This window comes from Acidobacteriota bacterium, from assembly GCA_039030395.1.
GTDB lineage: Bacteria > Acidobacteriota > Thermoanaerobaculia > Multivoradales > JBCCEF01 > JBCCEF01.
Genome location: JBCCEF010000032.1, coordinates 1 through 22,794, shown reverse-complemented (window position 1 = coordinate 22,794; position 22,794 = coordinate 1). Strand labels below are relative to the sequence as shown.

At 68.2% G+C, this 22,794-nt stretch carries 15 protein-coding genes; 4 read left to right on the top strand and 11 right to left on the bottom strand.

Features of this window, described 5'->3' with window-relative positions; genetic code table 11:
* Positions 1 to 40 precede the first annotated feature (40 nt).
* From AAF481_19300 to AAF481_19270, 7 genes are all read right to left on the bottom strand, one after another.
* Positions 41 to 6,004 (bottom strand): IPTL-CTERM sorting domain-containing protein, encoded by a 5,964-nt coding sequence (locus tag AAF481_19300; protein ID MEM7483316.1) that lies wholly within the window; start codon positions 6,002 to 6,004, stop codon positions 41 to 43.
* Positions 6,005 to 6,229: 225 nt separating this feature from the next.
* Positions 6,230 to 7,120 carry an arginase gene (gene rocF / locus AAF481_19295; GenBank protein ID MEM7483315.1) on the bottom strand — a complete coding sequence of 297 codons (891 nt, stop codon included), beginning with the start codon at positions 7,118 to 7,120 and terminating at the stop codon, positions 6,230 to 6,232.
* Complete coding sequence (locus tag AAF481_19290; protein MEM7483314.1) at positions 7,117 to 9,267, bottom strand: M28 family peptidase; 2,151 nt, start codon at positions 9,265 to 9,267, stop codon at positions 7,117 to 7,119. The genes rocF and AAF481_19290 overlap by 4 nt, the downstream gene beginning before the upstream one ends.
* A gap of 57 nt (positions 9,268 to 9,324) precedes the next feature.
* Positions 9,325 to 10,095 carry a histidine phosphatase family protein gene (locus AAF481_19285; GenBank protein MEM7483313.1) on the bottom strand — a complete coding sequence of 257 codons (771 nt, stop codon included), beginning with the start codon at positions 10,093 to 10,095 and terminating at the stop codon, positions 9,325 to 9,327.
* A gap of 24 nt (positions 10,096 to 10,119) precedes the next feature.
* Entirely contained in the window at positions 10,120 to 10,953 is an 834-nt protein-coding gene (locus AAF481_19280) for an SDR family oxidoreductase (protein MEM7483312.1), read from the bottom strand.
* Between the two features lie 2 nt (positions 10,954 to 10,955).
* The gene (locus AAF481_19275) at positions 10,956 to 11,888 is read right to left on the bottom strand and encodes an SDR family NAD(P)-dependent oxidoreductase (GenBank protein ID MEM7483311.1); all 933 of its coding nucleotides are present in this window, start codon (positions 11,886 to 11,888) and stop codon (positions 10,956 to 10,958) included.
* Positions 11,885 to 12,364 (bottom strand): MaoC family dehydratase, encoded by a 480-nt coding sequence (locus AAF481_19270; protein ID MEM7483310.1) that lies wholly within the window; start codon positions 12,362 to 12,364, stop codon positions 11,885 to 11,887. Before AAF481_19270 ends, AAF481_19275 begins: the two co-directional genes overlap by 4 nt.
* 146 nt (positions 12,365 to 12,510) lie before the next feature.
* On the opposite strand from AAF481_19270, the gene AAF481_19265 reads away from it, so the two are divergent.
* The gene (locus AAF481_19265) at positions 12,511 to 13,143 is read left to right on the top strand and encodes an ECF-type sigma factor (protein MEM7483309.1); all 633 of its coding nucleotides are present in this window, start codon (positions 12,511 to 12,513) and stop codon (positions 13,141 to 13,143) included.
* Positions 13,140 to 15,662, top strand: coding sequence for a serine/threonine-protein kinase (locus tag AAF481_19260; protein ID MEM7483308.1), 2,523 nt, complete (start codon positions 13,140 to 13,142; stop codon positions 15,660 to 15,662). The genes AAF481_19265 and AAF481_19260 overlap by 4 nt, the downstream gene beginning before the upstream one ends.
* Here the strand turns inward: AAF481_19260 and AAF481_19255 are convergent.
* From AAF481_19255 to AAF481_19245, 3 genes are all read right to left on the bottom strand, one after another.
* On the bottom strand, positions 15,659 to 16,273 hold the full coding sequence (locus AAF481_19255) for a hypothetical protein (GenBank protein ID MEM7483307.1): 615 nt from the start codon (positions 16,271 to 16,273) through the stop codon (positions 15,659 to 15,661). The genes AAF481_19260 and AAF481_19255 overlap by 4 nt on opposite strands.
* Positions 16,274 to 16,367: 94 nt before the next feature.
* A complete protein-coding gene (locus AAF481_19250; protein MEM7483306.1) occupies positions 16,368 to 16,661 on the bottom strand; it encodes a hypothetical protein in 294 nt (97 codons plus the stop codon).
* Between the two features lie 122 nt (positions 16,662 to 16,783).
* Positions 16,784 to 17,860, bottom strand: a complete 1,077-nt coding sequence (locus AAF481_19245) for a phosphotransferase family protein (protein MEM7483305.1) — start codon at positions 17,858 to 17,860, stop codon at positions 16,784 to 16,786.
* Between the two features lie 110 nt (positions 17,861 to 17,970).
* On the opposite strand from AAF481_19245, the gene AAF481_19240 reads away from it, so the two are divergent.
* Both AAF481_19240 and AAF481_19235 read left to right on the top strand, forming a co-directional pair.
* Entirely contained in the window at positions 17,971 to 19,152 is a 1,182-nt protein-coding gene (locus AAF481_19240) for an acyl-CoA dehydrogenase family protein (GenBank protein ID MEM7483304.1), read from the top strand.
* 287 nt (positions 19,153 to 19,439) lie between these two features.
* Positions 19,440 to 19,856: a hypothetical protein gene (locus tag AAF481_19235; GenBank protein MEM7483303.1), complete on the top strand. Its 417-nt coding sequence runs from the start codon at positions 19,440 to 19,442 to the stop codon at positions 19,854 to 19,856.
* Positions 19,857 to 20,143: 287 nt separating this feature from the next.
* Here AAF481_19235 and AAF481_19230 read toward each other — a convergent pair whose 3' ends face one another.
* Positions 20,144 to 22,294 (bottom strand): ChaN family lipoprotein, encoded by a 2,151-nt coding sequence (locus AAF481_19230; GenBank protein ID MEM7483302.1) that lies wholly within the window; start codon positions 22,292 to 22,294, stop codon positions 20,144 to 20,146.
* Positions 22,295 to 22,794: the final 500 nt, after the last annotated feature.

Genomic DNA, 22,794 nt, shown 5'->3' with positions numbered 1-22,794 from the left:
GAGGATCGCGGGCTCTTCTGTCCTTACCTGATCCCCGGCCTCAGGCCGATCGCCGCATGGCCACGATGCCCAACCATCCAAGGCCCAGGGCCAGCAGCAGCAATCCCCACTGACCCAAGGTCGGGATCGCCAGGATGTTGTCGCCCAGGGTGAGGGTGGCCTGAGTGGTGGCGCCGACCACCGTTTCACCGCCGACCTCCGCGTCGAGGGTGCTGGTGACGTTGGTGTAGTCGCCCATCGGGGTGACCGACGGGATGTCGACGAGCACCGTGAAGGTGCAGGTTTCGCCGGCCCCGAGGGTGCCGCCGGTAAGGGTGAGGAAGGACGGTCCATCGAGCAGCGAGCCGGTGCCGCAGACGTCGAATTGCGGCACGTCGGAGGTGGTGGCTCCCGGGATGAAGGCCTCCAGATCGTCACTGAAGGTGATGCCCGTGGCGTCGTTGACGGGATCCGGATTGGCGATGGAGAAGCTGAGCTGCACCGACTGCCCCGGGGTGATGCCCTGGGCGCCGAAGTCCTTGCTGAAGACCAGCCCGGCGACCTCCAGATCGTCGCTCGCCGGCGCGGCCGACACCGGCTTGCCGTTGGCGGTGCCGGTGAGCGTGCTGGTGTCGCACGGATAGGTCCCCGGTGCGGCGTCTGCCGGCAGGCGCACGGAAACCGCGAAGGTACAGCTCGCCGCCGGCGCCAGGGTGCCGCCGCTGAAGGTCAGCACCGGCGATCCGCTGGCTTGAGAACCGGCGCCGCAGATGTCGCTCATCGGCCCGGATTCGACCACCATGCCCGCCAAGGCGGCGTCGAAGTCCACCGTGAAGGCGAGGTCCATCAAGGTCACGTCCGGCGACGGGTTGGTGAGGGTGAACTCGACGTCCACCGCGCCGCCTGGCAACACCGGTTCCGACAAGAAACTCTTGGTGAAGCCGAGGTCGTCGATCACCGTGAGGGTCGCCGTGGCGGTACCGCTGTTGCCCGCCTCGGAGGTCAGATCGTCGCTGACGTTGACCGAGTCACCGAGGGTCGCCGACGTGACGTCCACGCTCACGGTGCAGGTGCCACCGGTCGCCACCTGGCCGCCGGCGAAGGTTACCGTGCCGGCGCCCGGAACCGCCGTGACGGTGCCCGGAGAGCAGGTGGTGGAGGCGTTGGCCGGGCTGGCCACGGTCATGCCGGCGGGCAGGTTGTCGGTGAAGGCGATAGCGCCCACGTCGACCTGATTCGCCGCATTGTCGATGGTGAAGGTCAAGGTACTGACGCCACCGCTCTGGATCACTGCCGGCGAGAAGTCCTTGCTGAAGCCGAGAACTTCGAGGGTCGCCGTCAGGGTGTCGCTGGCGGAACCGCTGTTGCCGAGGGACGAGGTCAGGTCGCCGCTGATGTTGTCGAAGGAACCGGCGGCGGTCGTCGTGACGTCCGCCTGCACGGTACAGGTCGCGGCGGCGACGACGGTGCCGCCGGTGTAGCTGATCACCGCGCTGCCGGCGACCGCCGTGAGGGTGCCGCCGGTGCAAGTGGTCGCCGCGTTGGCCGGCGTCGCCACGACGACTCCCGCCGGCAGGTTGTCGGTGAAGTCGAGGGCCGTGGCAGCGACGGTGCTGCCGGAGTTGTCGACCGTGAAGGTCAGGGTACTGACGGTACCGGCCGGTATCGCATCCGGCGCGAAGGCCTTGGTAAAGCCCGGCTGAGGATTGATTCTCAGAGTGTCCGTGGCGGTGCCGCTGTTGCCCGCCTCGGAGGTCAGATCGCCGCTGACGTTGACCGCCTCGCCCGGCGTCGACGAGGTGACGTCGACGGAAACCGTGCAGGTGGCGCTGGCGGGCACGCGCCCGCCGGTGAAACTCACCGTACCGGCCCCGGCCGATGCCGTGACGGTGCCCAGCGAGCAGGTGGTGGAGGCGTTGGCCGGGCTGGCGACGGTCATGCCGGTGGGTAGATTGTCCGTGAAGTCGATGTCCCCCACGGCAATTTGGTTCGTCGAGTTGTCGACGTTGAAGGTCAACGTGCTCACTCCGCCGCTGGCGATGGGATTCGGCGCAAAGGCCTTGGCGAATCCGAGGGCCTGGAGGGTCGCCGTCAAGCTGTCCGAAGCGGGACCGCTGTTGCCGAGGGACGAGGTGAGATTGCCGCTGGTGTTAACGAAGGTGCCGGCGGCGGTGGTGGTCACGTCCGTTTGTACGGTGCAGATCGTGCCGGCCGCCACAGTGCCTCCGCTGTAGCTGATGGTTGTGCCACCGGAAACCGCCGTCAGGGTGCCGCCGGTGCAGGTGGTGGAGGCGTTGGACGGTGAGGCGACGACCAGGCCCGCAGGCAGATTGTCCGTGAAGTCGAGGCCGGTGGCGGCGACGGTGCTGGGGCTGTTGTCGATGGTGAAGGTCAGCGTCGAGTCCGTGCCGGCGGGCACCGTCGCCGGCGCGAAGGCCTTGGCGAAGCCCGGCTGAGGGTTGACGACCAGAGTGTCCGAGGCGGTGCCGCTGTTGCCGGAGGACGAGGTGAGGTCGCCGGTGGTGTTGATCAGCGCGCCGGCGAGGTTGGCCGTCACGTCGACCTGGATCTGGCACGACGCACCGGCGGCTACGGTTCCACCGGAAAGCGAGATCGTGTCGGTCCCGGAAGTGGCCGTGACGGTGCCGCCGCAGGTGTTGGTGACGTTAGCCGGCGTGGCGACCGCCAGTCCCGCCGGTAGAACGTCGGTGAAGGCGAGGTCGCTCGCCGCTAGCGTGCTGGCGGTGTTGTCGATGGCGAAGGTCAGGGTGCTACCGGCACCCACGCCGATGGAGTCCGGCGCGAAGGTTTTGGCGAAGGTCGGCGGCGGCTCGATTACCAGGTCGGCGGTCGCCGGCTCGGCGACCGGTACGCCGGACTGGAAGAGGTCGCTGGAGGTGTTCGGGAAGGTCCCCGGTGTCGCGCCGGCGGGCACCTGCACGGTCACCATGATGGTGCAGGTGCCGTTGGGCGGTAGCGTGCCGCCGCTAACGGTCAAGAGCGAAGTGCCGCTGATCAGGGAACCCGTGCCGCAGACATCCGATTGCGGCAGGCCGGTGGCGACGAGGCCGGTGAGGACCGCGTCGAGGTCGTCCGTAAAGGACAATCCGGACGCCGTGTCGGTGGCGGAGAGATTTGCGATGGAGAACGAAAGCACCGCCGTGCCGGTGGCCGCTGTCGGCCCGTCGAAACTCTTAGAGAAGGTGAGCGCCAACAGTTCGAGGTCGTCCGTCGCCGGATCACCGGTGGTGGTGAGGCCGTCCAGGGTGCCGGTGATCGAACTGGTGGTGTTGGTCGCCACCGTTCCGAGGGCGGCGCCCGCCGGCACCTGCAGGGTGACCTGGAAAGTACACGAGCTGCCTGCCGCCAGCGAACCTCCGGTGAAGGAGAGGGTCGACGTACCGGAGATCTGCGATCCGGCACCGCAGACGTTATTCAACGGTAGCCCCGTCGCCACCAGTCCGCTCAAGGCGGCGTCGAGATCATCGGTGAAGGAGATGCCGGTAATGGCGTCGTCCGCGTCGGCGTTGAAGATGCTGAATTCGAGGGTCACCGGGTCGCCCGGCGATACCGGGTCGTCGGTGAAGGTCTTGGTGAAGGAAAGCGGTTCGGCGACGGTCAAGTCGTCCTGCGCCGCGGGGAAGACGCCCTGGAAGCTGGCCAGGCTGCTGGTGCGGTTGCCGAAAACACCGGCCGGGGCGGCGACCGGCACCTGGAGGACCGTCGAGAAGGTGCAGGACGCCCCCGGACCGAGGGTGCCGCCCCCTAGCTGGAGCGTGTCGCCACTCTGACTGAACAGCGAGCCGGCACCGCAGACGTCATTCTGAGGCAGGTCCGTCGAGGTCAGTCCCGCCAACACATCCCCCAGATCGTCGGTGAAGAACAGACCGGTGAGGGTCTCCGTGCCGCTCAGGTTGCTGATGGTGAATTCGAGGGTGACCGTCGCGCCGGCGATCACCGGGTCATCGGTGAAACTCTTGCTGAAGGACACGCCGTTGACGATCAAGTCGTCCGAGGCGGCGGGGCCGACCACCGTTTCCCCGAGGGTCATGGAGGTGGTGCTGCTGGTGGTGTTGGGGTAGGTGCCCGGCGCCGCGCCGGCCGGCACCTGCACGGTCACCGTGAAGGTGCAGGATTCCCCCGGGGCGAGGGTGCCGCCGGTGAACGAGAGGGTCGTGGTGCCGGTGATCTGGGAGCCCGCCCCACACACGTTGTTCAGCGGCAGGCCGACGGCCGTTAGGCCGGCGAGCACCGCGCCGAGGTCATCCGTGAAGGCGATCCCGGTCACGTCCGTCGGGGCGTTCTGGTTCAGGCTGAGAGTGAACTCCAAGTCCACCGTGGCGCCGGCGGCGACGGCGTTGGGACTGAAGCTCTTGGCGAAATCCGGCGCGCCAATCACCAGCAGGTCATCGGCTCCCGGTACGCCGACGACGGTTTCTCCGGCTACCGTGGCGGTGGGAGCGGTGGTCCGGTTGGGGTAGGTGCCCGGTGCCGCGGCGGCGGCCACCGTCACGGGAATCTGGAAGGTGCAGGAGCCTCCGGCCGGCAGTGAGCCGTTGATCAGGGTCAGCACCGCTGTTCCGGAACTGGTGTCCACGAACACCGTGGAACCGCCGCCGCAGGGCGAGGCGGGGAGGCCGGTGGCGGTGAAAATGGAATCCAGCGGATCTTCGAAGGTGACTGCCGTCGCCGCTTCCGTCGGCGACGAATTGGTCACCGTGAACTCGATGTTGGTCGAGGTACCGGCCAGCACGGGATTGTCCAGGAAGATTTTATTCACTACCGGCGCGGCATCGACTGGCAGGGTGTCTGTCGCCGGCGCAAAGGTCTGCGTGCCGCCGTCGACCGTCGCCGTTGGGCTGCTGGTGGTGTTGGGGTAGTCCCCAGGAGTAGCGCCGGCGGGGATCTGGAGGTCGACCGAGAAGGTGCAAGAGCCCTCCGGCGGCAGACTGCCGCCGGTGAAGGTCAGCACCGAAGTGCCGGTGAGCTGCGAGCCGGCGCCGCAGGGATCCGCCAAGGGCAATCCGAGGGCCGTCAAGCCCGACAGGACGGCGTCCAAATCGTCCGTGAATTCGATGTCCGTGGCCGCGAAGTCGCGGTCGAAGTTGGTCAAGGTGAACTCGAGGGTGACGGTGCCGCCGGGCACCGCGCTGCCCACGAAGCGCTTGGTGAGCAGCTCCCGCGGCACGGTTACGTCGAGGGTGTCTACCGCGAAGCCGGAGTTGCCCGTCGAGCTGGTCAGATTCGTCGTGCGGTTGAGCTGGGTTCCGAAGGCCGTGGCGGTGATATCAACGGTCGCCGTACAGCCCGCATCGGCGGCGGGAATGAAGCCTGAGAACAGACTCACCGATGTGCCCCCGGCGGTGGGTGCGAAGGTCGCGATGCAGCTCACCGTAGCATTGGGTGGAGTAGCCACTACCAGCCCCGCAGGCAGCGAGTCCGTGAAGCTGACGTTGAAGGCGTTGCTGGCGATCGCCGAGGTGTCGATATCGAAGGTCAGGGTGGTGGTCTCGCCCACCAGCAGGGAGGCGTCCGCGAAGCTCTTCGAAAAGCCGGGTCGATTGTCTAGGACGTTCAGGGTGTCGGAAGCGGTTCCGCTGTTGCCAGCGCTGGACGTCAGGTCACCGCTGGTATTGACGTAGGTGCCGGCGGCGGCGGCCGTGACCAAGACACGCACCGTGCAGCTTTGACTTCCGGGGACGCTGCCGTCGGAAAAGGTGATGGTGGAATCACCGTCCGGAGCGGTGAGGGTGGCCCCCACGCAGTCGGTGGTCGCGGCGGCGGGCGTCTGGAGGACGACGTCCGCCGGCAGAGTGTCCGAAAAGGCCATGTCCGTCACCGGTGTGGCCGATCCATTGGTGATCGTGAACACCAGCTCGGAGGTGCTGCTGGGGCCGATGGAATCGGGCGAGAACACCTTCTGGAAGGCCGGTTGGGCCGATGCCGTCGCGGTCGTCGCGGCGAGGACGAGGAAGGCGGCCAGCGGGAGGCGGAAGAAGGAGCCTTTACGGGGGGTCGAGAACATGGGTGGGCCTCCGGATCTCGCGTCGTTCGCGAGAGAATGTAATAAAGCAAATCAATTGCAATAGCAGCACATTTGCAGTCTTGAAGTCCAGATACGTATGGCCTTCATCGTACCACCTGAGAGAGCGGGGCGACGGGTGGCGAGGATTTCGTCACACCCTTGGCGCCTGTTTTTGAAGAGAGTAGCAGAGTACTGAAACGATAGTGCGAGCGGGGTGACGAAGTCCTAAAAGATGGATTTGCCGAGGAGGGACGTCAGCAGATCGATGGCCAAAGCGGCGGTGCGGTTCTTGTGGTCCAGGATCGGGTTGACCTCGACGATGTCGATCGAGCGGACCTGCGCCCGATTCGACAGGATCTCGAGCAACAGGTGCGCTTCCCGAAAGTTCAGGCCGCCGCGCACCGGAGTTCCCACCCCCGGCGCCTCGCTGGGATCCACGCTGTCCATATCGAGGCTGACGTGGATCTTCGGCAGGTGCGAAAGGCGGCGCATCGCCTCTTCGGCCACCGACGCGATACCCAGTTCGTCGATCTCGCGCATGGTGTAGACGCCGGCGCCGCTGTCGCGCAGCAGCACCCTCTCCTGCGGATCGAGATCGCGGATCCCGATCAACACGACGTCCGCCGGGTCGACCTTGGGTCCCGGCCTGCCCAGGTTGACCAGCTCGGGGTGACCGAGGCCCGTCAGGGCCGCCAGCGGCATGCCGTGGATGTTGCCGGAAGGCGACGTTTCGGGAGTATTGAAATCGCCGTGGGCATCGATCCACACCACCCCCGCCGGGCCGTGGTGGGTGGCGGCGCCCACGGTGTCGGCGGCGATCGAGTGATCGCCGCCCAGAAACAGCGGAACGTCACCTCGGCCGATCGCCTCTTCACCGGCTCGATATACGGCTTCGCCAGCCGCGACCACCGCCGGCAGGAACCCCAAGCCTCCCTCCTTCGGTAGGGTGTCGCGAATGGGAATCTCCAGGTTCCCTTCGTCGCGCACTTCGTGGCCGAGGGCCTCTACCCGTTCCCTCAGGCCGGCGTAGCGCAAGGCGCTCGGGCCCATGTCGACGCCGCGTCGCGCCTGGCCGAGGTCCATCGGAACGCCGATGATCGAAATCCGAGGCTTCACGGCGCGGCCTCGGCGGTGGCTTCCGGGGGCAAGAGCTGCAGGCCTTGGTCGATCACCGCGTGCAGCTTGTCGAAGGTCCGCCGGAGTTGCTCCGTCGCCTCGCTTTGCGCCGGGCCGTCGCTGGCCTCGATCGCCCGGCGCAGCGCCGGTAGCATCCAGGCGGCGTAGCCGGAAGTGGGGTCCGTAGCGGCGAACAGGTTGCGAAACCAGGGACGCTCCGGTAGCCCCTCCGGCGCCAGCCATGCGCGCTCCAGGCGCAGCAGGAGATCGTCGATCACCTCCCGGCCGGCGAATTCGCCGCCTTCGGCGGCCCGCTCCAGGCGGCGGGAGAATGCCTCGGCGCAGGGGGCAAATGCGTCGAGGGATTCCACCAGCGGCTGCCAGCGCGCCGGCTCGGCACCGGGCAGGTCGGCGAGCGCCGAGAGATGGCGTCGCGCCTCCACGGCGTAGGCCGCGGGATCGTAGGGCAAGACCCGGGAGTCCGCCAGGTTGGCCGCCAGGCGGCTGACGAGCCGGGAGAGCATGCGCGCCGAGTTGTAGTCGTCGCCCACCACCTGGCGGTACCAGGCGAGGGTCTCGTAGGCCGAGTGATAGGCGCTGCCGGGGCTGCCGCGACCGGAGATCCCGATCGACGGGATGCCCAGGTGGCAGTAGAAGGCCACATGGTCCGAGCCGCCGCCGAGATTGCCGAAGGGCGGGGTCTCGGAACCCCCCTGCCAGGCGGCGAGCATCGAACCCTCGCTGCGCGGGTGGGGGAGGTCTGTCGCCGCGTCGATGGCCGGCCCCTGGAGCACCGGCGAGGCCGACACCCCGAGTCGCGTACCCATCGCCGCGCCGTCCAGGTTGATGTAGGCGACGGCGTTGGCGGCCAGGTCGCGGCGGTTGCCCTCCACCCACTCCGTCGAGCCGATGATGCCGAACTCCTCGGCTCCCCAGTGAGCGAATACCACCGAGCGGCGCGGCCGATGACCCTGGCGGGCGGCCTGGGCGAAGGCTCGGGCGGTCTCGAGCACGACGATCGAGCCGGCGTTCGGGTCGCCGGCGCCAAAAGACCAGGCGTCGTGGTGGGAGCCCATGATCACCTTCTGATCCGGCTTCTCGGAGCCGCGTAGGGTACCGAGGACGTTGGCCGTTTCCACTAGCTGTCGCCGCTGCTCGACCTGCAGCCGAAGGCGCAGCGGGCCGCCGCCGAGGCGGTAGGTCAGCGGCAGGCCGCCCTGCCACTCCGGCGGCACCACCGAGCCGCGCATGCGCCGGAGGATCTCCAGCGCCGCCTCCCATCCCACCGGCTGCACGGGAATCTTCGGCAGGGCGAGGGTCGCCGGGTCGCGGCGCTCGGCCTTTTCGGAGGCCTCCTCGAAGGGGGTGAGGGGATCGCCAGCCCAGGGCAGAGTGAGGATCGAACCGTGCTGGATCTGGTGGCGGTTCCCCCAGCCGCCTTCCGGCCAGGGCAGGCCGCGAGCGAAGCCCGAGTCCCCGGGATCGCTGAACATCACCAGCCCGGCGGCGCCGGCGGCCTCGGCATACTTCGCCTTGAAGCCGCGAAAGTTGCCGCCGTAGCGGGCCAGCACGATGGCGCCTGCGGTCGGCACCTCCAGTTCCGCCAGGCGCTCGAAGTCGGCCTTGGTTCCGTAGTTGGCGTAGACCACCGGCGCCGTCACGTCGCCGCTGGCGGCGTAGGCGTTCCAGGCCACCGGCTCGGTTTGCTTCTCGGTGTCCGGATCTTCGATCAGCGGTGGCTCCGCCACGGCGAGATCCACCGGCACCGGGCGCTCCGCCACCAGGCCGTCCAACGGATCGCCGGCCGACGGTTGATCGACGATGGTCAGCCGCGCCGACACCGGCAGCGAAAGGTAGGCCCAGAAGCGGTGCACCTCGACCTCCAGGCCCATCGCGTCCATCGCCTCGGCGAGATGGTCGATCACCCATCGGTCGCCCTCGGAGCCGGCCAAATGCGGCTCCGACGACAACAGATCGTGCCAGCGCGCCAGGTGCTTGGCTTCCGGCACCGCGTCGAGGGCATCGAGCAGCGCCGGGCGGGCGCTCCTCAGCGGCTCGGGCTGCGAGCTGCCCTGGGTCGGCGATTCCGCCTGCAGGCTCGCAGCGAGTGCTGCGAGGACCAGGATGGGGGGAACAATGGATTTCATGGGCCGGGCACCTTTCCGCCGAATGAAGGAGAACTCTACCAATCGGCCGGGAGTCGCCTACACGAAGGTGAGGAGGTCGCCTTCGAGGCCGTGGGGCAGGGTATTGAAGGCCCGCAGGTGGATACCGCCGTCGATCACCAGGAAGTCCGTACAGCCGGTGTTGTGGACGATCCAGGAGAGTTCGAGCACCTTTTCATCGTCCAGCCCCAGCGCGTGACCGAGGGAAGCGGCCACCGGGCCGCCGGACGTGAAAGCCACCAGGGTGCGGCCATCGCCCGTGCCCGCGCCGCCGCCGTGGGCACGGGCGATGCCCTGCACTCCTTCGGCGACGCGCCGGCGGAACGCCGGCCAGCTCTCGAAGGGTTGCGCCAGATCGCCCAGTTCGTCGCGCACCCAGCGGCGGGTCACTTCCCGAAAGATGCGGAAGTAGAGGTCGAGCCGGGGCTTGCCGTCGCCGCCAGATGTTCTTTGGGCCTCGGCGGCTTCGATCTCGCGGCCCCAGGCGGCGATCTCTTCGTCTTCCTCCGCCAGGCGCGGCGCCACCTCCGACACCAGCTCCATCGCCTGATGCTCGCAGAGGGCGTCCAGGTTCTCGGCTGCCGGCCAGGGGAGGGACCGTTTCTCGAACACCGCCGCCACCGCCTCCTCCGTTTGCCGGTGGCGCAGCAGCGGGCCGGCGAAGACGGCGTCGGGCCTCAGACCAGAATCCGCCCAGCTCTCGCCGAGGCGCCGCGATTGCTCCACGCCGACGGGCGACAGGCGGTCGTAGTCGTCGGTTCCGGCGGAAGCCTGGCCGTGGCGGACGAGGATGATGCGGGTTTTCTTCACGGTGTCGGACTCACGGCGCCGGACTCATGGCGTGTGGGTGGGCGGCGCGAAGGTGATCTCGTTCTCCGGCCGGATGAGCCCGCGGCGTAGCTTGCGCATCGCCCCCAACCAGCGCTCGTAGTCGGTGACCTTGTGCCGCATATAGTCGGCGACCTGCCGGTGCGGCAAGATCAGGAAGCGCTCCTCGGCCAGGGCCGCGATCACCGATTCGGCGACTTCCTCCGGCTCGATCACGCCGTCCGCCGAGGCGGCGCGAATGGGCAGCGCCTCCGGCTGTCCCTCGAGCAGATGCGTGCGTACCCCCTGCGGGCAGAGCACCGACACCCCGATGCCCTGGTCGCCGTGGGTGATGGCGAGGGATTCCGCGAAGCCGAGGGCGGCGTGCTTGGTGGTGGCGTAGGCGGCATCGCCGATCTGCGACAGCAGGCCGGCGGCGGACACCGTCTGGAGCAGCCAGCCGCCGCCGCGTTCGACCATCCCCGGTAACACCGCCCGGGCGCCCCACACATGGGACATCACGTTCAGCCGCCAGATTCGGTCCCACTGCGCGTCGGTCTGGGAGGTAGCGGCCCAGCCCGGTGCGTCCGAGTAGCCGAAGCCGGCATTGGAGCACAGGAGATCGATTGGACCGAGGATCTCCTCGGTCCGCTCCACAGCGCGCTGGATGTCGTCCTCGCGGGAGACGTCGGCGGTGAGGGCGAGGCCGCCGATCGAATCCGCCACCCGGCGGGCTGCCTCGCCATCGAGGTCCGCCACCGCCACCCCGTGGGCTCTTTCCCGCGCGAAGCGCTCCGCCAGGGCGCGGCCGATTCCGTGAGCCCCGCCGGTGACGAGCACGACTTTGCCGGCGACCTCCACCGTCAGTCGCCGCCGCCGCTCGGGTCGATGCCCATCGCCTTCGCCGCCGCCTCCAGGAGGTGGGTGGTTTGTTCCAGGCCGCCTTGGTAGGCCCGCTGGCCGGCGGTGTCGCCAATCTCCTGCCAGCGTTCCGCCACCGCCTCCGGCGTCCACTGATCCGGCGGCAGGTGGACGCCCTGAGTCTCGAAGATGCGCGCCAGAGCGAACACCCCGGCACCGGCCGACAGGATCGCGCCGTTCGGCGCATCCTCGGCCACCAGCGCCAGCAGACCGGCGCTCACCGCTTCCGGCGCGAGCAGCGCCAGCACCTCCGCCGGCAGCAGATCTTCGGTCATGCGGGTGGCAGCACAGGGGGCCAAAGCGTTCACCCGGATGTCGTGCTTGGCGCCCTCCTGGGCGAGGGTCTTCATCAGCCCCACCAGGCCGAGCTTGGCGGCGCCATAGTTGGACTGGCCGAAGTTGCCATACAAGCCGCTCGACGAGGTGGTCACGACCACCCGGCCGTAGCCCGCCTCGCGCATCGCTCCCCAGGAGGCGCGGATGCAGTGGACGGTGCCCATCAGGTGGACGTCGAGCACCATCTCGAAGTCTTCCAAGGGCATCTTCTGGAAGGTCTTGTCGCGCAGGATGCCGGCGTTGTTGACCAGGATGTCCAGGCGGCCCCAGGTGTCCACGGTCTCGCGCACCATCGCCTCCACCTGTTCCACCTCGGTGACGTCGGCGCCGTTGGCGAAGGCCTCGCCGCCGGCGGCGACGATCTTGTCCACCACCTCCCGGGCGGCGTCGCCCGAAGCGCCGGTGCCGTCCCGCGCGCCGCCCAGGTCGTTCACCACCACCTTGGCACCGCGCGCCGCCAAGCCCAGGGCGTGGGATCGCCCCAGACCGTTGCCGGCGCCGGTGACGATCGCCACCCGGTCGTCGAATCGAATACTCATTCGCGCCCCTCCCCTCGACCGACGACGTAGAGGGTGAGGCTTTCGGCCACCAGCGCCGGCTTGGCCTCGTCCCGGATCTCCACCGTGACCTCCTGGGTCACCAGCAATCGGCCGGGCTTCTTCTCGCTGACGTCGGTGACCTCCGCCCGCAGCCGCACCGCGCTGCCGGCCTTCACCGGCTGCAGGAAGCGCAGTTTGTTCAGGCCGTAATTGATTGCCATGTTCAGCCCTTCGGGCATCACCGTGATCTCGTTCGACAGCTTGGGCAGCAGCGAGAGGCTCAAGAAGCCGTGAGCGATGGTCGAGCCGAAGGGGGTACGGGCGGCCCGCTTCGGGTCGACGTGGATGAACTGGTGGTCCTCCGTGGCGTCGGCGAAACGGTCGATGCGCTGCTGGTCTACGGTCAGCCAGTCGGAGGGACCTAGGGACGTGCCGGCCATTTGCAGGAGTTCGGCCGGGGGAACGATTCGGGGCATTTGGGAGCGGATTCCTTTGGGCGTTCGGTGTCGTCGTCGGCGACGGCTCGGGGCACGAATACGGTCGAAAAGCGAGCGCGAGTTTAGCAGCCTCGGCGGGGCGCCGGGATCGCTCCAGGAGGCGCCGTTGGGGTACGCTCGGTGCCATGGAGAAAGATGTCACCACCCTCCTGCTCGACTGGGGAGAGGGTGACCGGGAGGCCCTCGGAGGTCTGCTGCCGCTGGTCTATGCTCGCCTGCGCCGGCAGGCCGGGGCGGCTCTGCGGCGGTGCGGAGGTCCTCGTGGGGGCGTCACCTTCGACCCCACCGAACTGGTCCACGAGGCGTTTCTCGAACTGGTCGAGCAGCGCCGCGTTGGGCTGCGGGATCGCCGCCATTTCTTCGGCCTTGCCGCGTTCCTGATGCGCCGCATCCTGGTGGCTCGGGAGCGCCGCCGCCGGTACGCCAAGCACGCCGGCGATCTCGTCCGCACGACCCTCGACGAACGGCTGCTGGGCGACGACGCTCCGTCCCTCGATCTGCTGGCGGTCCACGCCTCCCTCGAACGGCTGGAGCGCCTGGCGCCGCGCCAGGCCCGGCTGGTCGAAGGGCGGTTTTTCGGCGGCTTCAGTTTGGCGGAGGCGGCGGAGATCCTGGGCATTTCCCTGGCCACGGCGAACCGCGACTGGCGCCTGGCCCGCGCCTGGCTGCGCGCCGACTTGGCGGCTCCCGGCTCGCTGGAAGGTGGGGCGGAGACCGCCGCGGCACCGGAGACCTCATCGCCGGTGGAGGTCTCGTGAGCGACGACTGGCAGCGCCTGCGCGACCGCTTCGAACGCGCCCTGGAACTCGCCGGCGCCGCGCGGGACGAGTACCTCGCCGGCCTGCCGCCCGACGAGGCGAAGCGGCTGCGCCGGATCCTCGCCGCCGATGCCGCCGTGCCGGACGCCCTCGATGGGGTCGCCCTCGATCTGCTCTACCCACCGCTCGCACCGGGTACCCGCGCCGGCGCCTGGGAAGTGGTGAGCGAGATCGGCCGCGGCGGCATGGGCTGGGTCTACCGGGCGCGCCGGGCCGACGGCCTGTACGAGCAGACCGTGGCGCTCAAAGACATCGATCCGGCCCTGGCCGACGACGAGCTGCTGGCGCGCTTCGCCGCCGAGCGCAGCATCCTGGCGTCCCTCGAACACCCGGCCATTGCCCGCCTGCTCGACGCCGGCCTGCTGCCGGACGGTACGCCCTTCCTGGTGCTCGAACACGTCGAGGGCCTGCCCATCGACCGTCACTGTGCCGACCAGGCGTTGGACGCTGCCGCCCGCCTGGAGCTGGTCGAGCGGGTGTGCGCGGCGGTCGCCTTCGCTCACCATCGGCTGGTCATCCACTGCGATCTGAAGCCCGGCAACGTGCTGATCAGCGGAGAAGGCGAGGTCAAGCTCCTGGACTTTGGCATCGCCCGGCTGCTCGGCGAGGGCCGGCGGGAAAATCCTGAGGCCCCGTCGCGCCGGCGGCTGACCCCCGCCTTCGCCAGCCCGGAGCAGGCGCGCGGCGAGGCGCTGACCACGGCGAGCGACATCTATTCCCTCGGCGCCGTCCTCCATTCCTTGCTCACCGGCCGGCCGCCGGACCCGGCAGAACCCGCACCGCCCGGCGGCTCGCTGGATCTGCCGCGCTCCTGGCGCAGGGACCTCGACGCCATTCTCGCCCGGGCGCTGGCGGAGGACCCGGCGGAGCGCTATCCATCGGTGGAAGCCCTGGCCGAGGATCTGCGGCGCGTGCGCTACGGCTACCCGGTGTCCGCCCGGGCGCCCACCTGGCACTACCGGGCCCGGCGCTTTGCCCGCCGCCATCGCCTGGGGACGGTCGCCACCGCCCTCGCCCTTTTGGTGCTGTCGGCCGGGGTGTGGAGGGTCGATCAAGAGCGCCAGCGGGCCGAAAACGAGCGGCAGAAGGCCGGGCGGGTGGCGGACTTCGTGACCTCGCTCATTCGCAGCGCCAACCCCGGCGAGGACGAAGCCGCCGCCCTCTTCAGCGGCGACGCCGCGGCTCGCGCCGGCCGCGAGCTGTTGCTCGACGAAGGCGTCCGCCGCGCCCGCCGGGAGCTGACCGGGGATCCGCAGGTGCAGAGCCGCCTGCTGTTCGAGATCGGCGACGCCTACCGCCAGCTCGGAGCGGCGGAGAAGGCCGGCGCGCTGTTCGAGTCGGCGCTGATCCTGCGGCGCCAGGAGCGCCCGGCGAACGATGTCGCCGTCGCCGAGGTGTTGCTCGCCCTCTGCCGGCTGCGCCTGTTCGAAGGGGAGCTGGCGGCGGCGAGAGAACGCTGCCGGGAAGCGCGCACCTTGGCCTCAGAGGCCACGGCCGGGGGCAGCGCCATGGGAGAAGGCGGCGGAAGGGCCGTCTTTGCCGCGGCGATCAACGAGCTGGGACTGGTCCAGCGCGCCGGTGGCGACCTGCCCGGTGCCGCCCGCTACTTCGCGGCGGCCCTGCGGCTGCGCCGTGAACTCGAGCCGGCGGATCCCCGGGCGGTCGAAACCAGCCTCAACAACCTCGCCCTGGCCCACCAGGAGAGCGGCGATGCGGCGGCCGCCGAGGGGCTGTTGCAGGAAGTGCTCGCCTCGCGCCGCTCCCGCCTCGACGCCGACCACCTGCTGATCGCCCACGCCCTGAACAACCTCGCTTCCGTCGCCCAGGATCTCGGCCGGTCGGGGGAAGCCGCGGCGCTCTACCGGGAGGCTCGGGATCGCGCCGAACGCTCCCTCGGGCGGGAACATCCCTTCGTCGCCACGCTGCACAACAATCTGGGGGCCCTGGCCCTCGACCAGGGTGCGGTGGAGGAGGCTCGGAACCACTTCAAAGCGGCGCTGGAGTTGGGGCGGCAGACCCGGGGCGAAGGTCATCCGGAGGTGGCCGGCTTCCACCACAACCTGGCGGTGGCCCTCCATCGTTCGGGCGAACTGGCGGCGGCGGAAGCCCATCTCGCCACCGCCCTCGACATCCGGCGGCAGGCGCTCGGCGTCGGCCATCCGGACTTCGCCGCGTCGCTTTTCGCGCGGGTGGCGGTGGACCTTGCCCGCGGTGAGGTGGAGACTGCCGAGGGCGCCCTGCTGGAGGCGCGTCGAAGTTGGCGAGAAACGCCGCCGAAACAGACCTGGGTGGCCGGTTGGGTGGAGGCGATGCTCGGCCGCTGCCATCTGGCGCGCGGTGACCGGCCGGCGGCGCGCCGGAGCTTCGAACGAGCGGCGGAAAGGTTGGAGACTGCCGGCCACGGTCCGGAGTCCGCCTACCGGCGGGCGGTGGCGGGCTTGCTCGAAGGTGTGACCTAGTCGCCGGTCGGCACGCCCAGATCCACCGACCGTACGGACACGCCGTCGCCGCCCAGCTCATTGCCGCAGGAACCCTGAGCGACGACGGAGAGCAGCACTGAGACTTCGCCGGTGACCGGGTCGCGGTAATCCGTCAGATCGAAGGCGCCGGCGACCAGATCGTGCTCTTTCTCTCCCCACTGCAAGGTCGCCGGCAGGGGATCGAAGCGGGTCCCATCGGAAGTCCTGACCTCCAGGGAACCGCTCAGCACGGAGATCGTCTCCGGCGGCCCCAGGCGCAGGTCGAGCCGAGCCCGTGGCCAGGTCAATTCGGGGCAAAACCCGAGCAGTACTTCGAGTTCCACCTCGCCGCCGGCACAGAGATCGTCGTGGCCGAGGTCCAGGCCCCGATCCTCGCCGGCGAGGTCGTTCACCGCGCCGAACACCCAGGTAGAACCCACGCTCCGGAACCAGGCCGGCGGCCGCTCGAGGGTCGAGTCCTCGGGGCAGGCGAGCGGGAGCAGGGTGGATTCCTTCGCTCGGCGATCCTCGGGCCACCCGCCGCCGCCGACGGTCACGGCCGGAGACAGGGCAACAAACCACAGGGCGATCACAGTCCATCGGTTTTTCATCGGTCTCACCTCCTGTCGGCGCTTGAAGGCGCGGTCGCCCCGCGGACCGCGCCGCGATCCGCGAGGCTCCTACGCACGAGTTCCTTCGGGGCGCCTATCCAAGAAAACAGGGCGGCGACTCACAGCGCTTGCAGTCTTCCGGGTCGCCGGTGGCCTCGCAGCGCTTGCAGTAGCAGTCGCAGGTTTCCTGGACGGTCGGGAACGCCTCGCACCCGTCGATCGGTTCAGGACCCGGATCCGTCGAGCCGACGCCCGGCGGCCCGTCCGGATCGATCGGATGAGCGCCCGGCGACTGGCCCGCATGAAGGGCGAAACCGCCGCCCGCCAGGGTCAGCAGAAGAACCGCTGAAACCGCGAGGACCTTCGATTCGGAGAGCTTTCTGAACATGGACTCTACCTCCGTGATGGGCTCCGGCGCGCCGCTCCCGGAGAATCCGGGAGGCGCCTTCGGAGCGGTTCACATCGGTACGGGTGATCCGGCCCGAAAACGTGTCATCGCGGGCCGGCCGGTCAAGTCCAGAGGTCGTCGATGCGTCCCCGTTCGATCGCCTGGACGGCGCCCCGGGCGCAGGCGCGCACGGCGTGGATCAGCCCGGCGAAGCGCGGGTCCTGGGTGTGGCCGGCCTGGTAGCGGGCGTAGATCTGCTGCACGATGACCGCGATCTTGAACAGGCCGTAGGCGTAAACGAACACGCCGTCGCCCACCTCATGGCCGGAGAGCGCCGCGTAGCGCTCGGCGACCTGCCGGCGGCTCGGGTTGCCGGGCAGAGTGGTGGGGCTCAGCGCCAAATTCTTGAGAGCAGGCGGGTCGTCCGGATCCACCCAGTAGCCAAGAGTGGTGCCGAGGTCCATCAGCGGATCGCCAACGGTCGCCATCTCCCAGTCGAGCACCGCCCGCACGCGGCCGGGATCCTCTCCGTCGAGGATGAGGTTGTCGTACTTGAAGTCGTTGTGGATCAAGGTGGCGGCAGAGTCCGGCGGCCGGTTTTCCTCCAGCCAGGCGGCAGCGCGATCCATCTCCGGCAGGTCATCCGTGCGGGCCTGGATCCAGCGCTTCGTCCAGCCGGCGATCTGCCGCTCCACGTAGCCGTCGCCCTTGCCGAGGTCGCCCAATCCGGTGCCGACGACGTCCAATCCGTGCAGCTCGACCAGGGTCGCAATCAGGGCCCCGGCGGCGGCTTCCACGGTTGCCGGCGAGGGCGTCTGCCCGGCCTTGACTCGGCTTCGGAGGATTACCCCCTCGATCCGTTCCATCACGTAAAACGGCGCCCCCAGCACCGCTTCGTCGTCGCAGAAGAGCAGCGGCTCCGGCACCTTGCCCCACGCCGGGTGGAGGGCGGAGAGAAGGCGGTACTCGCGTCCCATGTCGTGGGCCGAAGCGATGCGGGCACCGAAGGGCGGCCGCCGCAGTACGAGTTGACGGTCGTCCAGGCGCAGGAGGTAGGTGAGGTTCGAAAAGCCACTCGGAAACTGCTCGACGGTGAGGTCGCCGGCGAGATCCAGTGCTTGATGCAGGTACGGCGCGAGACGTTCGGCGGCCAGCTCCTCGCCGGGCCGAACCGCGGTGGGTTGATCGAGGGCGGTCATGGCCGCCGAGTGTAACCTGGCGCCCTTCCGGCTAGATCCAGTCCCATTCGATCCGGTCCCGTAAGATCACCGACGCCGGGGACTGACCTCCGGCAGCCAGGAGCCGAATCATGGATTTCACCATCGCCCCCGCCACCCGCGACCGCCTCGAACGCCTAAAATGTTTCGTCGAGGAGCGCCTCTTCCCGCTCGAGCCCGAGTTTCTGGCAGGCACCTTCGCCGACCTGCTGCCCGTGCTGGAAGACCTGCGCGGCGAGGTACGGTCGATGGACGAGTGGGCGCCCGGCCATCCAAAGGACGCGGGCGGCCTCGGACTGGGGTTGGTGGAGTTGGGGCTGATCTCCGAAGTCCTCGGGCAGTCACCTCTCGGCCACTTCGTCTTCGGCTGCCAGGCGCCGGACGCCGGCAACGCCGAGATCCTCCACCAGCACGGTAGCGCAGAGCAAAAAGAACGCTGGTTGGAGCCGATCGTCGCCGGGCGGATCCGGAGCTGTTTCTCGATGACCGAGCCAGAAATGCCCGGCTCCAACCCGGTGATGCTCACCACCCGCGCGGTGCTCGAAGGCGACGAGTGGGTGATCGACGGCCACAAGTGGTACACCACCGCCGCCGACGGAGCGACACTCGCCGTGGTGATGGCCGTCACCGAACCGGACGCCCCGCCGCACCAGCGGGCCTCGATGATTCTCGTGCCCACCGACACCCCGGGCTTCCGCCTGGTCCGCAACCTGCCGGTGATGGGGGAGACCGGCGACGGCTACTTCAGCCACGCCGAAATCCGCTACCGAGACTGCCGGGTACCAGCCGAATATCTACTCGGCGAACGCGGCGCCGGCTTCGTCATCGCCCAGGAGCGCCTGGGACCGGGCCGCATCCACCACTGCATGCGCTGGCTGGGCATTTGCCAGCGCGCCTTCGACCTTATGTGCCGCCACGCCACCCGCCGCCGAATCGCCCCCGGCGAAACCCTGGCCGACCGCGAGCTCGTCCAGGCCATGGTCGCCGAAAGCTACGCGGAAATCCAAGCCGCCCGCTGGACCACCCTGCACACCGCCTGGCAGATCGAGCAACAGGGCTGGCGCACCGCCCGCGAAGACATCTCCATGATCAAATTCCAGGTGGCTGGCACCCTCCAAAGCGTCCTCGACCGCGCCCTCCAACTCCACGGCGGCCTCGGGATGGTCGACGACACGCCGCTGGCCTGGTTCTACCGCCACGAGCGGGCGGCGCGGATCTATGACGGTCCGGATGAGGTGCATAAGTTGTCGCTGGCTCGGCGGCTGCTGCGGTAGAACCATTGCTCCTGCCGATTGGACAAAGCGCTTTGGGCTTTGACCTGGGAGATTTACGGAGTGTAGATTTTGGAGACTGAACGAATCGTCTGAAGTAGGCTCTCCTGGTTGGAAAGCAGCCGGCGATTTCAGGAATTCCATTCTAGGTTGGGCGACTTGTCCGTGGTGAGGCGGCAATGCAGAAGGCGTCGATAGCAGTGGATGACTTTTGGAGCATCGTAAGTACAGATCGTAATCGTCGATCTGGCTTTCCATGGGATACAAGCGCACTTTTGGGGCTAGTGGTCATGGCGCTTCTTTCGGCGGCTTGTAGCGACACCCATTTCTTGGCCAAAGATTTCTCTATTACTGTAACCAGATCAAAGGAGCCGCCCGACCCTTTTATCGAGACGATGATCGCGGATCTTACGAACCGAAGAGCAGTGCATCATGAAGATATCGATTTGATCAATGGCTCCGGCAAAGCGCTGCATGATGTCAACCTAAAGGTGATTAGCTTTGACAGCAAGGGGAGAAGTAGGTATCCCAAGAACCCAGTTTTCATCGGCCGTTGGAGTCCTGGTGAGACCCGAGAAGTCGTGGTCTTACCAGACGGGCTAGAGAAGGTTGTGATCATCATTGAAAGCAGAGAGGGAGAGGCTTTGTTCGAGATCTTTGACCTTCCAGATCTAGGCGCCGAGATCCAAGCGACAAGAGTAAGGTGACGCGCTTGAGGAAGGCAATTCAGAAAAAGGTGGTAGGTCGCCCAGCCCAACGGCTGGAGGGATCGCTCTCCACTCCACTCCATCATTCTAGGTTCCACCCGAATATCGAGGGTTGCTCTCCCCCCTAGGTTCCACCCGAATGTCAGGGTTGCCCCAACTCTGGGTGCTCCTCAACTCTAGGCTCCATCCGAATGTCGCGGTACCCTGCCTCGCGAGGCGGCTCGTACCTATTCCGGTGGCTTTGTGCGCCAGCGCCAGCCGGTTTGATGACCTGCGGGTGGGAGGGATCAGCGGCTGATCGGTAGCTCCTTGCCGCCGAGACCGGGCAGCCAGTGGAGTGTCATCCGGTCGGCGAAGGGCCGAGTCTCGCGCTCGAGGGCGCGCATTGTCTCCGGTTCTGCAGCGAACTGCGCCGGCACGACCAGAATGTTCCTCCGCCCTTCACTTTCGAGGGTCTCGAGCTTGGCCTGGAGCGAGCGCTCGCCCGCAACTCCCGCGAGGGCGACCCGCACCCGATGGAAGCGGCTCTTCGCTTTCAGCGGATCGTTCTCTTCGAGATCGATCCATGCCTGGCGATCGGCCTCGGCGACACCCTCCGGCACTACCAGCACGGTCGTGCCACCGAACGGGCCGGGACAGCGCGGTAGCGCACCGCCGAGGGTCCTAGGGTGGACCTCCGGCACGACCTCTTCGCCCTCGATCACTGCCGATGGATCGACGACTGCGAGCGACCCGCCGAGTCGGGCGAGGTGACGGAGCCCGTAGAGGCGAGCCCAGTGCCACGCCCGCGCCGTGTCGGCCGGTACCCGCAGCGTCGCCACGGGCGGACCGCTTGCCGAAGACGCCGGAAGACCGAGAGCCCGGCGGAGGACCCGCTCCTGTTCGGCATCACGGGCCTGGTCGGTGCGAGGAAAGAACTCGGCCTCGAGACCGACCCCGCGATAGCCGGCGAGCTCGCTGCGCCACCATGGCTCGTCGTCGCTCGACCCGACGACGGTTAGAGCGACCGTCCGCTCCGTTTCACCGCGCAACTCCGGCAGAGGCAGTGGAAAATCCCCGAGCTTGGAGTAGCGGCTCGGTTCGAAGGCGACCGCGCGATGGCTCATTCGATCGCCGAGAAGTGCGATCGCGGCGACCACCGTCGCGCCCGTCCCCTCTCCGGCGACGACGACTCGCGTCGGGTCGATCGGGTGGTACCGCAGGAGGTAGCCCCAGATCCTCTCGGTCGCCCCGACGAGCGATCCAATGTCGGCCGCGAAGCTATCGGGCCAGAACCAGCGACCTCCCTCGGAGAGGTCGTCGAGCCGAGCTCGGTACGGCGGCTCGACCACGGCGAAGGCTACCTCGTCGCCGATCCGATCTCGCCATAAATCGAGACCGTCCTGCGACGTCAGCCCGTCGTTGCCGAGCCAAACGACGAGTGGCACCGGGGCCTCTTCCCTCGCCGACTGCGGCAGGACGAACCGGTAGTCGAGTTCGCGGTCCATCACCACGGACCAGGTGCCCTGATTGCGATCTGTCGCGCGCTTCTCGGCGACCACCACGAAGTCGGCGACCGGCACTCCTGCGAGCTCGGCTACCGCCGGATGGCGGGCCGGCGTCACGTCGACGGTGAGGATCCGAGCATCAGGACGCCGCAGCGCGAGCTGCCGCACGGTACCGTCCCGGTAGGCGCTATGGAATGCGCCGTTGACATGGAGCACCATCGAGCCCGGGTGAGCGTCGAGGGCGAGGGCGCACGACTCCCCCATCGTGTTGTCCCACAGGCTCTGGGTCGACGAAAGGCGTTCGTCGTCGTCGCCACTCGACCGCATGCCCGCAAGGTGACCCCGCACGGCGTTGTCGACCCGGCGCCAGTAGGCCGGCGAGTTCGGCAACAGCTCGGCCGGGGCCTGGGCACGCTCGGCTGGCTCGAGATCCTCGAGCAGGCCGATCCCTCCCATCGCGACCCGCCGGATCAGCGGTCGCGGCATGTTCGATGCGACCACCGGCAGGCGGTTGCGCCGCGCCCGCTCGACCATCGGCCGGTAGGCGGTCCGGTACTGGTCCCAGGGCCGGGACTGGTCGAGGAACTCCTCCTCGTCGATCTCGCCGCCGAGGTAGCGATCGAGGACGTCCTGCACGTCGCGCTCGAACATCTCGAGGGCGAGAACAACCCCGTCGTCTCGCCGGTCGAGGAGACCCTCGTAGACCGCGAGCTCAACCCGGTGGGTGGTTTCGTCGACGTGAGTCTCGCCCAGGAAGACCACGTCTGCTTCGGCGAGCCGGTCGAGCATGTCGTCGAAGGAGAGGCGCTCGCCATTGCGCCCGTCGAGCACGACCACCGCCCGTTCGATCTCCGGTGCGGCCCAGGGAGGATCGCCCGCCGCGCTGGTTGTGGCGAGGCCGAGGAAAAGGCCGATCGGGAACAGCCAGCCACAGAGAGTCCGAGTCTTCATGGTGCACCTCCGTCTGGTCGAAACCACGACGCCAACTCCTTTGCGAGGAAGAGGCAATTGGCCGCCTCTGAGCACGCTCGGATACTGGACGACTTTGGTCCTGTTTGTCAAACACCCGTCTCGTCGGGTAGTGGCTTAGTTTCAAATTCTTGGATCGATGAGCCCCGCCACCTGCTCTAGCGTCCAAGCCCGGCGAACGATTCAGCCCACTCTAGGTTCCACCCGAATGTCGAGGATCAAGAATCGCTTCTTTCCCTTCTCGGCGCGTGGAGCGTGAGCGCAATCGCTTGGGCATTCGTTTGAACACAACTGGGTGGAGTCTTGCTGAGACGCTGCAATATTTCGCGTTAGATCGTCTTCGCGTAGACACACTTACCTCAAGCCGAGTCAGAAAACACAACAAGCGGGGTGGTTCTGTGGGGTACTGCTTCCTGCGCGTTGACCTAGCCAGGCCTCAAGGGCGGCACGAAGGGCATTCTCGGGGGAAAGCAGCCTTCTGG

Coding starts and splice junctions, on each gene's coding strand:
- AAF481_19300 (MEM7483316.1), bottom strand. CDS start 6,004: ATGTTCTCGACCCCCCGTAAAGGCTCCTTCTTCCGCCTCCCGCTGGCC.
- AAF481_19290 (MEM7483314.1), bottom strand. CDS start 9,267: ATGAAATCCATTGTTCCCCCCATCCTGGTCCTCGCAGCACTCGCTGCG.
- AAF481_19275 (MEM7483311.1), bottom strand. CDS start 11,888: ATGAGTATTCGATTCGACGACCGGGTGGCGATCGTCACCGGCGCCGGC.
- AAF481_19270 (MEM7483310.1), bottom strand. CDS start 12,364: ATGCCCCGAATCGTTCCCCCGGCCGAACTCCTGCAAATGGCCGGCACG.
- AAF481_19265 (MEM7483309.1), top strand. CDS start 12,511: ATGGAGAAAGATGTCACCACCCTCCTGCTCGACTGGGGAGAGGGTGAC.
- AAF481_19255 (MEM7483307.1), bottom strand. CDS start 16,273: ATGAAAAACCGATGGACTGTGATCGCCCTGTGGTTTGTTGCCCTGTCT.
- AAF481_19250 (MEM7483306.1), bottom strand. CDS start 16,661: ATGTTCAGAAAGCTCTCCGAATCGAAGGTCCTCGCGGTTTCAGCGGTT.
- AAF481_19245 (MEM7483305.1), bottom strand. CDS start 17,860: ATGACCGCCCTCGATCAACCCACCGCGGTTCGGCCCGGCGAGGAGCTG.
- AAF481_19240 (MEM7483304.1), top strand. CDS start 17,971: ATGGATTTCACCATCGCCCCCGCCACCCGCGACCGCCTCGAACGCCTA.
- AAF481_19235 (MEM7483303.1), top strand. CDS start 19,440: ATGGCGCTTCTTTCGGCGGCTTGTAGCGACACCCATTTCTTGGCCAAA.
- AAF481_19230 (MEM7483302.1), bottom strand. CDS start 22,294: ATGAAGACTCGGACTCTCTGTGGCTGGCTGTTCCCGATCGGCCTTTTC.